The 15,392-nt window shown below is 34.8% G+C and carries 9 protein-coding genes; 3 read left to right on the plus strand and 6 right to left on the minus strand.

The window, feature by feature from the left end; all coding sequences use genetic code 11:
* Positions 1-120 precede the first annotated feature (120 nt).
* Positions 121-1,584 (minus strand): glutamate synthase subunit beta, encoded by a 1,464-nt coding sequence (locus tag DZ60_RS0107130; protein ID WP_025741403.1) that lies wholly within the window; start codon positions 1,582-1,584, stop codon positions 121-123.
* Positions 1,585-1,669: 85 nt separating this feature from the next.
* Positions 1,670-6,169 carry a glutamate synthase large subunit gene (gene gltB / locus DZ60_RS0107135; protein WP_025741404.1) on the minus strand — a complete coding sequence of 1,500 codons (4,500 nt, stop codon included), beginning with the start codon at positions 6,167-6,169 and terminating at the stop codon, positions 1,670-1,672.
* Positions 6,170-6,616: 447 nt separating this feature from the next.
* Between gltB and DZ60_RS0107140 the strand changes: the two genes are divergently transcribed.
* A complete protein-coding gene (locus DZ60_RS0107140) occupies positions 6,617-6,955 on the plus strand; it encodes a P-II family nitrogen regulator (protein ID WP_025741405.1) in 339 nt (112 codons plus the stop codon).
* Between the two features lie 64 nt (positions 6,956-7,019).
* The gene (locus DZ60_RS0107145; protein ID WP_025741406.1) at positions 7,020-8,273 is read left to right on the plus strand and encodes an ammonium transporter; all 1,254 of its coding nucleotides are present in this window, start codon (positions 7,020-7,022) and stop codon (positions 8,271-8,273) included.
* Positions 8,274-8,353: 80 nt separating this feature from the next.
* Here the strand turns inward: DZ60_RS0107145 and DZ60_RS0107150 are convergent, their stop codons facing one another.
* Positions 8,354-8,692 (minus strand): DUF4870 domain-containing protein, encoded by a 339-nt coding sequence (locus DZ60_RS0107150; RefSeq protein ID WP_025741407.1) that lies wholly within the window; start codon positions 8,690-8,692, stop codon positions 8,354-8,356.
* Positions 8,693-8,990: 298 nt separating this feature from the next.
* On the minus strand, positions 8,991-11,423 hold the full coding sequence (locus tag DZ60_RS0107155; RefSeq protein ID WP_081740422.1) for a trypsin-like peptidase domain-containing protein: 2,433 nt from the start codon (positions 11,421-11,423) through the stop codon (positions 8,991-8,993).
* 295 nt (positions 11,424-11,718) lie between these two features.
* Between DZ60_RS0107155 and mnmE the strand changes: the two genes are divergently transcribed.
* Entirely contained in the window at positions 11,719-13,116 is a 1,398-nt protein-coding gene (gene mnmE / locus DZ60_RS0107160; protein ID WP_025741409.1) for a tRNA uridine-5-carboxymethylaminomethyl(34) synthesis GTPase MnmE, read from the plus strand.
* An 80-nt stretch (positions 13,117-13,196) separates the two neighbouring features.
* Here the strand turns inward: mnmE and DZ60_RS0107165 are convergent, their stop codons facing one another.
* Both DZ60_RS0107165 and DZ60_RS0107170 read right to left on the minus strand, forming a co-directional pair.
* The gene (locus tag DZ60_RS0107165; protein WP_025741410.1) at positions 13,197-13,937 is read right to left on the minus strand and encodes an SDR family oxidoreductase; all 741 of its coding nucleotides are present in this window, start codon (positions 13,935-13,937) and stop codon (positions 13,197-13,199) included.
* Between the two features lie 121 nt (positions 13,938-14,058).
* The gene (locus tag DZ60_RS0107170) at positions 14,059-14,982 is read right to left on the minus strand and encodes a helix-turn-helix domain-containing protein (RefSeq protein WP_025741411.1); all 924 of its coding nucleotides are present in this window, start codon (positions 14,980-14,982) and stop codon (positions 14,059-14,061) included.
* Positions 14,983-15,392 lie beyond the last annotated feature (410 nt).

A 15,392-nucleotide genomic window follows, 5' to 3' on the forward strand; every position in this document is an offset into this window, starting at 1 on the left:
TTAATGTCACCAATCAAAAAAAGCTGCTAATTCCCATATTAGCAGCTCTTTTTTTCTTAACACTTGTAAATAATACTATAACTTCTCTAAATAATTAGAAGAAATTACAATAGGTTCTTTTTATACTCTTGGCAAATCACCATCTCCTTTTAACGGAAGATTAGATGATCCCATTAAATATGTATCAACATGATAAGCAGCTTGTCTACCTTCGGCAATAGCCCAAACAATTAAAGATTGTCCTCTACGTGTATCTCCTGCAGCAAAAACTCCTGCAACATTGGTTTTGTAATTATCTTCGGTTGCTTCAATATTTGTTCGCGCATCCATAGTAATTCCTAATTGTTCTGCAATTGTTGGCTCAGAACCCGTGAAACCAAGTGCTAGCAAAGCAAGGTCACATTTCCACTTTTTCTCTGTATTAGGAACTTCTTTTAGAGTAAAACGACCATTCTCCTTTACCCATTCTACTTGAGAAGTAATTAATCCCGTTAGGTTTCCGTCTTTATCTCCTATAAACTCTTTTGTAGAAATGCTCCAATTACGCTCTACGCCTTCTTCATGAGAAGAACTTGTACGTAAACGCATAGGCCAGAATGGCCATGGTTGATTTTGCGGGCGCTCTGTTGTTCCTTTGCCCATAATCTCAAAATTAGTTACAGATGTAGCCCCATGACGAACAGAAGTCCCGATACAATCAGACCCTGTATCTCCTCCACCTATAACAATGACATCTTTATCGGTCGCCAATATCTCTTCTCCTAAATCCTTAATACCATCTACTCTTCTATTGTTTTGTGGCAAAAAGTCCATTGCTTGCACCACACCTTTTAGGTCCGACCCTTTTACAGGTAAGTTACGTCTTACAGTGGCTCCAGTACATAATACAACAGCATCAAACTCTTCTTTTAACTGATTCGCTGTAATATCTTTTCCTATATGTGTACTAGTTTTAAAAATAATCCCTTCTTCTTCAAGAACCTCTGCACGACGATCAATGACATGTTTTTCCATCTTAAAATCAGGAATACCATATCGAAGTAAACCTCCTACTTTTTCGTCACGCTCAAAAACTGTCACTAGGTGTCCAGCACGATTTAATTGTTGTGCTGTTGCTAACCCTGCAGGACCAGAACCAATAACCGCAACGGTTTTTCCTGTTCGGTCAGAAGGAGGGGTTGCTTTAACCCAACCATTCTTAAAAGCTTCTTCTACAATATTTTTTTCAATATTTTCTATGGTTACTGGGTCTTCATTGATCCCCAAAACACAAGCTTCTTCACAAGGAGCAGGACATAATCTTCCTGTAAACTCAGGGAAATTATTTGTAGAATGCAGAATATGAGCTGCTTTCTCCCATTTACCTCTGTATACTGCATCATTGAAATCTGGAATTAGATTTCCTAATGGACATCCACTGTGACAAAATGGAATACCACAATCCATACAACGTGCTCCTTGATTTTTGAGTTTTTCTTCTGGCATTGCTACCGTAAACTCTTTATATCCTTTTACACGATCTTCAACAGGTTGGTAGTTTTCAATCTCTCTTTCAAATTCTAAAAATCCAGTTATCTTTCCCATTATATTTACCTATTTTTTTATTACAATTTTAATATCCCGATGTACCTACAAAAGGTATAACAGAAGTATTAATTGAAATTGTAATTTATGCTTGTGCTAATTTTTCTTCTTCTAATCGTTTTAATGCTTGCTTATACTCTTCTGGGAATATTTTAATAAATTTTGGCAATTCTTTTTCCCAGTTTTCAAGTATTCGTTGAGCCAAAGGACTCAAAGTAGCATTATAATGCTTCTCTATTAAAGTTTTTAACTCTTGTATATCTTCTTGTTCTACAAGTGGGTCCAAATTCAAAGCTTCTTTATTACAATTAGCTTCGAATGTATTATTCGCATCGTATATATAAGCAATACCTCCTGACATTCCTGCCCCAAAGTTTCTTCCTACTTCTCCCAGAATAACAGCAACACCTCCGGTCATATACTCACATCCATGATCACCAATTCCTTCTACTACAGCTTTAGCTCCTGAGTTACGAACACAAAATCGTTCACCTGCTTTTCCGTTAATAAATACTTCTCCGGCGGTAGCACCATATAAAGTAACATTACCTGTAATTACATTATCCTCGGGTACTATTGTGGCTTCATAAGGAACTTTTATCACCAGTTTAGCTCCAGAAAGACCTTTACCTAGGTAATCATTGGTATTTCCGTTAACTACCATGGTCAATCCTTTGGTAGCAAATGCTCCAAAACTTTGTCCTGCAGATCCCGAAAAATTAAGTTTCAAAGTGTTTTCTGGCAATCCTTGTGCACCATAAATTTTAGAAATTTCATTACTAAGGATTGCACCAACTGCTCGATCTGTATTACAAATATCAAAATTAAGTGTGGTTTTTTCTTTACGGAACAATGCAGGGTGTGCTTGTTCTATGATTTCAAAATCTATTGACTTACCTAAACCATGATCTTGACTCTCTGTATTACATAACGCAACTCCCTCAGGTACTTCAACCTGGTGAAGAATTGGTGTAAGATCAATTCCTGCCGCTTTATAATGATCAATAGCTTTTTTATGATTCAGTTTACCTACTTGCCCTACCATTTCATCGATAGTTCTAAAACCAAGTTGCGCCATTATCTCACGTAGTTCCTGTGCTATAAAATACATGTAATTTACTACATGCTCAGGTTTCCCTTTGAATTTTTTACGTAATTCTGGGTTCTGAGTTGCGATACCCACCGGACATGTATTAAGGTGACAAACACGCATCATAATACATCCTGATGCTACAAGCGGCGCTGTTGCAAAACCAAATTCTTCGGCTCCTAACAGACATGCTATTGCTACATCTCTTCCTGTTTTTAATTGTCCATCACATTCTAACACGATACGACTACGAAGATTATTACCTACTAATGTCTGTTGCGCCTCTGCTATACCTAGCTCCCATGGTAAACCAGCATGCTTTAATGATGTTAATGGAGATGCTCCTGTTCCTCCGTCGAAACCTGAAACTAAAACAACATCAGCTTTTGCCTTGGCAACCCCAGCAGCAACAGTACCTACACCTACTTCTGACACTAACTTAACATTAATTCTTGCATCTCGATTCGCTGACTTAAGATCATAAATCAACTGAGACAAATCTTCTATTGAGTAAATATCGTGATGTGGTGGCGGAGAAATCAGCCCTACATAAGGTGTAGAGTTACGTGTTTTTGCAATTTCAGGATTTACTTTGGGTCCTGGTAACTGCCCTCCTTCTCCGGGCTTAGCTCCTTGAGCCATTTTAATCTGAATCTCTGCAGCACTTGTTAGATAATTTGAAGAAACCCCAAATCTACCAGAAGCTACTTGCTTTATCGCACTATTTTTCCAGTCACCGTTTACATCTTTATAAAAACGCAATGGATTTTCTCCTCCTTCTCCAGAATTACTTTTACCACCGATACGATTCATTGCTATTGCAAGGTTTTCGTGTGCTTCCTTACTAATAGAACCATAAGACATTGCTCCTGTTTTAAAACGCTTTACAATTTCTGTCCAAGGTTCTACATCATCTATCGGAATGGGATCATAATTAGAGAATTCTAATAATCCTCGAATTGTCATCAAACTTTTTGATTGTTCATTGATCAATTCTGCATATTCTTTATAGGTAGTAGGATCATTATCCCTAACTGATTTTTGCAGTTTGGCAACTGACAATGGATTAAACTGGTGTTTCTCTCCATTACGTCTCCATCTGTACTGCCCTCCTGTTTCGAGGTCTAAATTAGCAGCTACTTCTTGCCCTACGTACGCTTTCTTATGTCTTTTAGAGATTTCTTTTTCTATTTCGTATAATCCGATACCTTCTATACGAGTCGCAGTATTTGGGAAATATTGATCAACTACTTTCGTGTTAATACCAATACATTCGAATAACTGAGAACTTCTGTAGGAATTCAACGTAGAAATTCCAATTTTATTCATCACTTTTAGTACGCCTTTACCAACTGCCTTATTATAGTTAGAAACAGCCTCTTCACTTGTAAGTCCTGTAATATTATCATCTTCGATTTCCTCTCGAATGATTTCATTAACCATATATGGGTTAATAGCACTTGCTCCATAACCAAATAATAATGCAAAATGATGTACTTCTCTTGGCTCTGCAGACTCGATAATAATACTCACTTTTGAACGCTTACCTAATCTTTGCAATCCACTATTAACATAAGAACAGGCCAAAATTGCAGGAATCGGTGCTTTATGTTTGCTAATATTTCTATCAGAAAGAATTATAACATTAGTACCATCATCGATGGTTTCTGACACACTAGTAAGTAATGATTCTAATGCATCTTCTAAACCGTTAAGACCTCTATTAACATTGTACAACATCGAAACCGAAGTTACTTTGAAGCCTTTGTCACTATAGGTTTTGATTTTATCGAGATCCTCTTTTGATATTACTGGGTTTTGTATTTTTAATTTATTACAATGCTTTTCATTGATATCAAATATATTATGATCTGATCCTAATGTTAAGCTAATATCTGTAATCAACTCTTCACGAATCCCATCTAATGGTGGGTTTGTTACTTGTGCAAATAATTGCTTGAAGTAATTATAAAGAAGTTGTGGTCTTTCAGAAAGCACAGCAATAGGAGTATCAGATCCCATCGAACCAATTGGTTCTTTTGCCAATTGCCCCATAGGTGCAATAATCGTATCGATATCTTCTTGCGTATACCCAAAAACAGATTTACGCTTTGCGATGGTTTCTTCGCCTAAGAATAATGGACAATCGTTATAAGGAATATCTTTTAGGTGAACTAAATTAGTATCTAACCATTCTTTATACGGATATTTTGCCGCAATTTCTTCCTTAATTTCTTCATCATTAATTATTCTCCCGGCATCCATGTTTACAAGAAACATCTTACCTGGCTCTAATCTACCATGATATTCGATATTACTTGGTTCTATATCGACCACACCGGTTTCAGAAGACATAATCACATATCCATCTTTTGTAACGGTATATCGCGATGGTCTTAAACCATTTCTATCTAATACTGCACCGATATAGTTTCCATCTGTAAAAGGAATAGAAGCCGGACCGTCCCAAGGTTCTATTGCACAAGAATTGTACTCATAGAACGCTTTCTTAACTTCAGACATTTGCGTATTCTTTTCCCACGCCTCTGGTACCATCATCATCATTACCTCTGGTAATGATCTTCCTGTCATTAATAGTAATTCTACTACCATATCCATAGATGCAGAATCCGATTTTCCTTTAAGAACTACAGGAAGTATTTTTTTGATATCCTCACCAAACCAATCACTTTCTAACAACTCTTCTCTTGATCGCATTCTTGATACATTACCTCTTAAGGTATTAATCTCACCATTGTGACACATATATCTAAAAGGTTGGGCAAGGTCCCAAGTAGGAAATGTATTGGTAGAAAACCTCTGATGTACCAATGCTAATCTTGTTACCACTTTTGGATCCATAAGATCTGTATAGTATAACTTAATATCCTCTGGCATCAAAAGTCCTTTAAAAATAAGGGTCTTGGTAGACAAACTTGGTAAGTAAAAGAATTTACTCTCAGAAAGCTTAGAACTATATATAGTATGTTCGGTAATTTTTCTTGCAGTAAACAATCTTAGATTAAAGTTGAAGTAATCTTGATCTTTGGTTTCTTTACCAATAAATATTTGTTTGATAAAAGGCTCTGTAGTAGCTGCAATTTCTCCCAAATGTATATGATCAACAGGAACATCTCTCCATCCTAATACAACAAGACCTTGGTCTGTAATATTTTTCTCAAAAGTATCTATACAGAACTGTCTTTGATTATCTTTTTTAGGAAGAAAAACGTTACTCACGGCATATTCTCCTGCGGCTGGTAAATCAAAACTACATTTTTCAACAAAAAAATCGTGAGGAATATCAATAAGAATCCCTGCTCCATCTCCTGTTTTACCATCTGCACTTACTGCTCCACGATGCTCTAATTTTTCGAGAATCTCAAGAGCTTTATGAATAATATCGTTAGATTTTTTTCCTTCCAAACTACATATAAATCCAGCACCACATGCGTCATGCTCAAATTCTGGTAGATACATTCCTTGTTTCTTCATACTTTTATCCTATCTAAGTGTTTCGAGTTAGTAAAATTAACAAATGATTAAGGAATGAAGAAGAAAATAGAATCTTTCCGTGTAACTTTTCTTGGCTTTGTAAAAAAAGTTTAAATTGGATGTAATAATCACAAAAAATGTTCTAATCATTACGAATTTGATAATACGCTTTTTTATTAAAAAACCTAATAAAACAAGGGGATGCAGAAACCTACATCACCCTCATTATCAAGCAGTTTTTAAAAAAAATGCAAGAATTCATTTTTTGCAACTCCGCAGTATTGAATTATTAGTTTTTTTTAAAAAAAATACATACCCCTGATTTTTTAGGGGGTAAATATTATAAAATCATAAAAATTTCCGAATTACCCTAGAAAATTTGGATGCAAAAAACAAATTAACATACTTTTGAACTACAATTAACATTAATTTTAACTTTTAATCTTTATGAAGAAAATAGAAGCAATCATCAGGAGATCAAAATACCGTGTGGTAAAGGAAGCTTTACATGAGCAGGGCATTACATTTTTCTCGTACTGGGATGTAACCGGGGTAGGAAATGAAAAAAAAGGAAGTGTATATCGTGGCGTTTCCTATAGCACAACTGATATCCAGAGACGTTATTTATCTATTGTTGTTAACGACGAATTCGAAGAAGCAGCTATTTCTGCAATATTAGAAGCAGGAAAAACTGGTGAAGTTGGAGATGGTAAAATATTTGTTTCTGATGTCAAAGAAGCATATCGTATCAGAACAGCAGAAAAAGGTGGGGCAACATTATCATAACAATTAATTGATATACCTCACAAACACTAATAACTAGAAAAAATAATTTAATAGTCAATTCACAATGGAAATGTTAACTATAAACAATGTATGGATGATGGTGTGTACAGCACTTGTATTTTTCATGCACTTAGGTTTCTCTTTTTTAGAAATAGGATTAACGCGTCAAAAAAACACAATTAACATACTTTTTAAAAATGTATTTATAATCTGCGTAGGCTTGCTACTTTATTGCCTTGTAGGATTTAATTTAATGTACCCAGGATTTGCAGAAGGTTCTGCAGGTTTCTTTGGTTTTGCAGGTTTTGGATTAACCTCTCCCTTAGTTACTGATCCAGAGACAGGAAAACAAATTCTTGATCTTGCATATAGCGAAGGGTATACTTACTGGACAGATTTCTTGTTTCAGGGAATGTTTGCCGCTACTGCTGCAACCATCGTTTCTGGAGCAGTTGCTGAGCGTATCAAGCTTGGTAGCTTCATGATATTTACCGTTATTTATGTAGGTGTTGTATATCCTATCGTAGGTTCTTGGAAATGGGGAGCCGGATGGTTAGATAAATTAGGATTCTATGATTTTGCTGGATCAACTCTTGTACACTCTGTAGGAGGATGGGCAGCATTAGTAGCTGTATTCTTATTAGGATCTAGAATCGGTAAATTTAATAGCGAAGGAAAAGCACAAGCAATCCCAGGACATAATATTCCTCTTGCAGCTGCAGGGGTACTTATTCTTTGGTTAGGATGGTTTGGTTTTAACGGTGGTTCTGTTCTTTCTGCTGATGCAGGTTTAACATCTTTGACACTTGTTACTACTTGTCTTGCAGCAGCCGCTGGTGGTGTATCTGCATTTATAGTATCTACAATCATGTACAAAAACTATGACCTTACTATGTTCTTAAACGGTATTCTTGGTGGATTAGTAGGAATTACTGCAGGAGCAGATCAAATGAGCCCTACAGATTCTGTATTAATAGGACTTATAGCAGGTATCATTATTGTATTTGGTGTTGCTTTGATAGACAAATTAAAACTTGATGATCCGGTAGGAGCTATCGCAGTACACTTAATTTGTGGTATCTGGGGAACATTAGCTGTTGGAATCTTTGGAGAATTAGCAGGAATGGATCAATTTGTTTCTCAATTGATCGGTGTTGGTTCTATCGGAGTTTTCTGTTTGGTAAGCTCATTTATCATCTTATTTGCTCTTAAGAAAACAATAGGACTAAGAGTTTCTGAAAAAGAAGAAATAGATGGATTAGATGGTCATGAGCATGGTATGGATGCATACCCTGATTTTAGAACTAATCAGCACTAAAATATAAGTATAGAATTTTTATAAATTCTTTTATATAAAATTTTGAAAAGCGGGTGATTAATTAAATCACCCGCTTTTTTTTATTTGATAATTTCTATTGCCAAAGGATAAGAGGGTTCTTCTCCTTTATTCACCTTTACTGCGTTAATAATAGGAAACACTACACATAACACTCCTATCACCGCCAAACCAAGTAACCCCAAACCGAAGATAAGTGTTAACGGGATGCAGATAGCAGCGTATATGAACATACTTATTTGAAAATTCATAATAGCCTTACCATGCGAATCCATCTCATAAATTTTCTCTCTTTGACTTAACCACATTACTAAGGGAACAATAAAACCACCGAATCCCATAATTAAGTCTAATAATTGAGATAAATGAGTCATTACTAAAAGTTGTCTGTTGTCTTTCATTTTATTTTTGATTTTGATTGATGATGAATGATTGCTAATAAAATTAGCATTATATACTTAATATGACGCAAACATCTAATTTTTGTTACATCTTTTACTAAACCTTACCTACTTATACCTATTAAACTTTGTATTTACCACAAAATAACACCCGTGATTTTTTATGATGAAATAGAAAAGAGTACATAGCCTCGAACCAAATCAATAAATTAGTAGGTATTACTACTAAAAAAAGCATCTCAGATTTTCTGAGATGCTTTCTTATGTTACTAAATTTAATATCTATAAATAGTTGTTATTATTTGATTATTAATTTTTTGGTGGTGGTTTCTCCATCACTTTCTATGTTGATCAAATAGATCCCTTTGGCAAGCAATAATTTTTTTGTAGAAATACTATTGACACCCGGTTGTAATTCAACTTGAGCTTGCTTTTGACCTAGTATAGAAAATATAGCCGCATTGGCTCTTTTCACATTAGCATTAAGTGATATAGTAAAAGAACCACTTGTTGGATTCGGTGCAATTTTTAGATCTGCCAAGATACCTTCAGGTTCTTTCCCTAATTTTGGCTCAACAGATTCTAAACTAGCCATTAAACTCTCTGTAGCTACCGATTCATCACAAGAACCTTCATAAATCTTTACATTAGAGATAACCGTAGTATTACCAGAACCACTATCATTATCATTAATAAATACTAATCTGTCCATATCTCCTGTATAGAAATTACCTACAGGAATTACATATGTAGTTGTTCCATTAGAATAATTATCATAATTGGTCACTCCATAATCTTGAGTACCATGAACTTTGAAATACCTAGAAGAGGTTAATGTATTATCATCTTCAAAACCAATTCCGTGAATTTCTCCTTGAGAAGTACTGCTAAAATCAAACTCTACAACTGTACTAGACGTTACAGAATAATCAAGTGAAATAAATTTCCATGCATTATTTGTTAAAGATATTGATGCTCCTCCGTTTCCGATCACAAAGTTTCCGCTTGTATTGGAATCCTGATTAGAAAAAGGGCTAATTACAAAGTCATTAAAGTTAAGTGCCTCACAAGTTGGTGGCGGTGGAGGTGTCGAACCATTTGTAATATTTAAGTCATCAATAACGATATCTCCTTGCCAACTGCTACCTGTAACAACATTTAGTCTTAATTGTACGCTTCCATTTGAAGCATATGAAGAAAGATCAATACTTGCCAAGTTCCAATCTGTTCCTTGATCACCTGATCGATTAAAGATACTTACCCAATTGCCAGAATTATTAGTTCGGGCTTCTACACTTAATGTACCAACAGCATTACCCGTCATATGATATTGAAAACTAAGACTGGGAGATTGCACTGTACTAAAATCTAAACAAGGCGAATTAAGGATTGCCTGTTTAGTAGGAAATCCTACACCATCAACCGACGCTTCAACATATATATAAGAAGAACCATCAATTGCACTGCTAGGACCTGTTCCTGTAGACGGTGTTCCGTTAGAATCAACCGTCCAATTAAGATCATCACCCGTTGACTGACTCCATGCTCCTATAGATCCTTCAAAACTTTCTTCGTAAGGAAAAGAATTGATATCTCCTAAACACTCATCTGTTGGTGGTGGTGTAGCCCCTAATCCCATAGCATCCCAAAATGCAGTAATCGTTGCTCTTTCTCCAGAATTAGATCCTCCACTTGTACTACAACCGCCATAGGCATGAACTCCGACAGCATTTCCTGTAGCTGAATCAATAATTGGACTACCCGAGTTTCCTGGTGTTGTATCTGCTCTGTACCTAACAAATGTATTGGTCACAGAACTAAGGGGTCCTGTATGAATTTGTTGTGTTTGATTATCTATACCAGTATCTGTACCAAAGCCTGTAATAGTTATATTACTTCCCGGAACACTCTGAACCACGTTAAACGATTTACCTTGCGCCTGAATTGGCGTTTGACCAGTTTGTGAATTAGCGCTTGCCTCAAAAACCGCCCAGTCATTCGCCTGACTAGGACTATTTGGATAAGGAGATACAAAATTACCAATTGGATACTGATCTTCTGGTCCTGGATGCACAATACTTCCATTAGAATTCGATTTAGGCACATTGAATTCGATTAACTCAGCACTACTAACTACACAATGCCCAGCAGTAACCAATTTTCCATTAGTAATAATCCAACCGGTACACCCTACAGGCACCATTCTTCCTATTGCTGCATCACTTGAGTCGACTCTATCATCATTAGAACCACATTGAGACTTAATCAACGGGTCTATATCCCCTATACTTAATTCTGAAATATGCACTCCTATTGATTTGTCATTAGAAGCTACATTTAGAGTTACAGTTACTGCATCTCCGTTAAAGTACGCCGATGAATTATTCCACTCAGAAATGGTTTTGGCATTTAGAGTTTGAGTAGCGCCATCTAATTGAGAGGTGATCGTAATTGTACTATTGTTTCCTAAATTAACATCTTTAAAAAACAAACGTAACCAAGTAGCTCCTTTTTCAGAAATCTCCTTAGTAATCGTTTCAGTTCCACTTTTAGTAGTAATACCAGAAGATGTCAATTGTAGGTCATAAGAAATTTCATGCCTTGCCAAATCATTAGTCTGAGAATAATTAATAAAAGGAAACGCCATACACATGGCACAGCTTAAGATAATAATTTTGCGTTTCAAGAGTAGCGCCCTACTATGAATTGAGTTTGTGTTGTGATAATACATAAAAATAAAAGTTTAGTATATAGAAATTAAATTTAGTTACTAAATCCACTGTCAAGATCACAAATGATCAAAACATAAATCCCATAAAAAGTAAATTCGATATATCATCGAACTCCTTTTTTTACTCTATTTCCCTTTTATTTTTTTGAACTTTACTTGATAAAAAATTATATCTGTTTTTTTTAAACCCAATATTAAATGTAAGAAAGAAAACTTCTTCTACAAAAAGTTTGGAGTCTAAATTAAAAAGTAAGACATATATAATGTCTACTTTTGTGTTTCTTTTACTAAAAGTATGATACTACAAGACACCATTGTTGCTTTAGCTACTCCCTCTGGAGCAGGAGCTATAGCTGTGATACGAGTTTCTGGAAAAGATGCAATACGTATTTCTTCTTCTCTTTTTCGTTCTGTAAGCGGGAAAGATTTGAATACTCAAAAAAGTCACACGATACATCTAGGACATATCGTTGATAATAACAAAATATTGGACGAAGTATTAGTTTCTATTTTTAAAGGAACAAATTCTTATACTGGTGAACCTACTATAGAAATATCTTGCCATGGATCTAGCTACATTCAGCAAGAAATCATCCAGTTATTATTACGAAATGGCTGTCGAATGGCTAATGCTGGTGAATTTACACTTCGCGCTTTTGTAAACGGAAAATTAGATTTATCCCAAGCAGAAGCTGTTGCTGATTTAATTGCTTCGGATTCAGAAGCATCACATCAGATAGCTATGCAACAAATGCGAGGTGGTTTTAGTAATGAAATTCAAAAATTACGAGATGAATTACTAAATTTTGCCTCCCTTATAGAGTTAGAACTTGATTTTGCCGAAGAAGATGTAGAATTTGCAGATCGTAAACAGTTTCAGGAGTTAATTTCAAGAATAACGAATGTACTAAAACGACTTATCGATTCTTTTGCTGTCGGAAATGTTATTAAAAATGGAATTCCGGTAGCCATAGTCGGTGAACCGAATGTTGGAAAATCTACCCTGCTTAATGCACTCCTTAATGAAGAAAGAGCAATTGTCTCAGATATTGCAGGAACTACTCGTGACACGATTGAAGATGAAATCAATATTGGTGGAATTGGTTTTAGATTTATCGATACTGCTGGAATCAGAAATACAGAAGATATAATTGAAGGATTAGGGATTCAAAAAACATTCGAAAAAATAGAACAAGCCCAAGTTGTTATTTATTTGGTTAATTCTGAAAAGCTATCTATTAACACTACAGAACTAAAAGAAGTATTAGTAGAAATCGGAAAAATAAAGAATAAATACCCTCAGAAACCATTGATTATAGTTGCTAACAAGGTAGACACACTTGATAAAAATGAAATTGAAACCCTAAAATCAAAAATAGAGCATGTTCACTTACTCTCTGCCAAACAGAACCTAGGAGTAATCGAATTACAAAATAAGCTCCTTGAATTTGTAAACACGGGCGCTTTAAGAAATAATGAAACTATTGTTACAAACTCAAGACATTATGATGCCCTTTTAAAGGCGTTAGAAGAAATTCAAAAAGTGCAATATGGTATCGATAATGGAATATCTGGTGATTTAATGGCCATAGATATTCGACAGGCACTATATCATTTTGGTGAAATCACTGGCGAAATTACTAGTGATGACCTATTGGGTAATATTTTTGCTAATTTCTGTATTGGGAAGTAAACTTATGATAGTATCGAACACCAATTTAAATTTCATAAACTTAAATTTTTGATATTAGAATAGTACAAAGATTAAAGCTATTAAGCCATTGCCCCGTTTACGCCTATGTTTTGAGCAGAAATCCACTTGGCTTCGTCACTAGCCAAGAACACTACAATTCTTGCAATATCCTCTGGTTCTCCAATACGGTTAAAAGCTGATAAAGAGGCTAATCTATTAATTACTGCTTCTGGCTTTCCTTTTGTGAACAACTCAGTATTTGTAGGTCCGGGAGAAATTGAATTTACATTAATACCTCGGCTTCCTACTTCTTTTGCAAATACACGGGTCAATTGTTCGACTGCCGCTTTGGAAGCTACATATGGTCCATATGTGGGTAACATGATTCTGTTTACAGAAGTTGAAAAATTAATAATGCTTCCATTTTCTGATAATTTTGTGGCGGCTTCACGCAGTGTATTAAATACTCCTTTTACATTTACATCCATTTGTTTTGTAAAATCCTCGTCGGTGGTATCTTTTATCAAAGTATTGATCATAACACCTGCATTATTAATTAATACATCAATTTTTCCATAATAGGAAATAGCATCCTCAAAAAGTTTTTTTACATCTTTCGAACTACCTACATCCGCTTGCATAGTAATAGCATCTCCGCCATTTGCTTTGATGTGTTGTACGACCTCCCCTGCGGCTTCGTAACTGCCTGAATAATTAATAATAACCTTTGCTCCGGCATTGGCCAAATGTACTGCTACCTCTGCCCCAATACCTCTAGATGCACCCGTTATAAGTGCCACTTTGTTTCTTAAATTTTTCATTTGTCTATCTTTTAAAATATGATAGAACAAATGTATTTAGGAACACCTCTTTGTTTGTTGCGCAGAATACAGGACAAGTTGCAAAATTTAAACAGAAAAAGAAAAATACGGAACTAGCTGATTAACTAGTATGCTCTTTTCGATACTGAACAGGGGATATTTTGGTATGCTTTTTAAAAAAGTTGCTAAAATGAGCAGTTTCTGAGAATCCCAGTCTATAGGTTATTTCTTTGATGGGCATTGATGAGTTTTGTAATAATGATTTGGCTTCAGAAATAGATTTATCTGCAATCCACGTAGTAACAGATTTTCCTGTTTTGGTTTTTATAATGTTGCCTAAATAGTTAGGATGAAGATTTTGTGCATCTGCATAGTCCTGAACTCTGAATGCAGTTTCCGTTCTTCCTGTAATTAAATCACGATAGTGTTTTTCTAGTAATCGCTTAAATGATTTTACAATTTGTGAACTTCTGTTTCCTTCGTAAATAGGATTATAATCCTGCCAAAAATAGGATCTTATTTTATAAAGCATCACTGCCAAAAAATGCCCTATAACTCTATATTTATCATCGTATTGGCTGATATATTCGTTATGAATATTTAGGTAAACCTGTTCTATGGTCTCATAAAATTCATGGCTTACAACTTTTGGACTGATTGTTTCGGTCAATAAAAATGGAAATATTGAGAAGATATCTTTGTTGATATATTGTTTTAGAAATGCTTCATCAAAAGTTATCAGATAAATTTCTTCGATTTTTTCCCAACTAAATGTTCGATAGTTACTCGGATTGGTAAAGTATATAGAATGTGGTTGTACTGCGAATGAGTGGTGATCTATAGTGTAATTTCCTTTGCCATTTTTCACGAAAAGAAATGAAAAATAGTCGGGGCGAAATAAGGGTGATTGATATGGAAGTGTGAAATTGATATCCTTCAAATTAAGAATAGCGAATCCTTCTGAAGGCTGAATTAAATCCACAGGTAATCCCAAATGAATGTATAGTTCATAGAGTGATTTTGCCTCAGGATTTTCGTCTTTCATTTATCAGGCTTTACATTGAATGTTATATTGAAATGCTCCTCATTAACAAATTTAAAGAATCATGACTAATTCTTAAGCAAAGTTATAATACAATTACAGATAAATAACTTCCTCAAATAGGCAGTCATTAGAGCTAAACAAATGACATTAGAAACGCCAAAATAGATGCCTTTTCTAATGGTTTCTATAATTCATCCTTCGCATAAGTAAAATAGTAATATGTAAACTTTTAGCCTAAATATTTTATTTAGAAATTCTTTGAACTAGAATCTTCAGGTTAAATAAAGGAAGACAAAAACACTTTATTTTTACAACTCGAACTCTACTTCTCTAGTAGATAATTTATTTTGAAGATATTGGTATTGGTAAACAGATTACAAGTTTTTTTGAAACAGAAAAAGAGTGTTTAA

Source organism: Aquimarina pacifica (assembly GCF_000520955.1).
Lineage (GTDB): Bacteria > Bacteroidota > Bacteroidia > Flavobacteriales > Flavobacteriaceae > Aquimarina > Aquimarina pacifica.

Coding starts and splice junctions, on each gene's coding strand:
- DZ60_RS0107140 (WP_025741405.1), top strand. CDS start 6,617: ATGAAGAAAATAGAAGCAATCATCAGGAGATCAAAATACCGTGTGGTA.
- gltB (WP_025741404.1), bottom strand. CDS start 6,169: ATGAAGAAACAAGGAATGTATCTACCAGAATTTGAGCATGACGCATGT.
- DZ60_RS0107130 (WP_025741403.1), bottom strand. CDS start 1,584: ATGGGAAAGATAACTGGATTTTTAGAATTTGAAAGAGAGATTGAAAAC.
- DZ60_RS0107150 (WP_025741407.1), bottom strand. CDS start 8,692: ATGAAAGACAACAGACAACTTTTAGTAATGACTCATTTATCTCAATTA.
- DZ60_RS0107155 (WP_081740422.1), bottom strand. CDS start 11,423: ATGTATTATCACAACACAAACTCAATTCATAGTAGGGCGCTACTCTTG.
- DZ60_RS0107165 (WP_025741410.1), bottom strand. CDS start 13,937: ATGAAAAATTTAAGAAACAAAGTGGCACTTATAACGGGTGCATCTAGA.
- mnmE (WP_025741409.1), top strand. CDS start 11,719: ATGATACTACAAGACACCATTGTTGCTTTAGCTACTCCCTCTGGAGCA.
- DZ60_RS0107145 (WP_025741406.1), top strand. CDS start 7,020: ATGGAAATGTTAACTATAAACAATGTATGGATGATGGTGTGTACAGCA.
- DZ60_RS0107170 (WP_025741411.1), bottom strand. CDS start 14,982: ATGAAAGACGAAAATCCTGAGGCAAAATCACTCTATGAACTATACATT.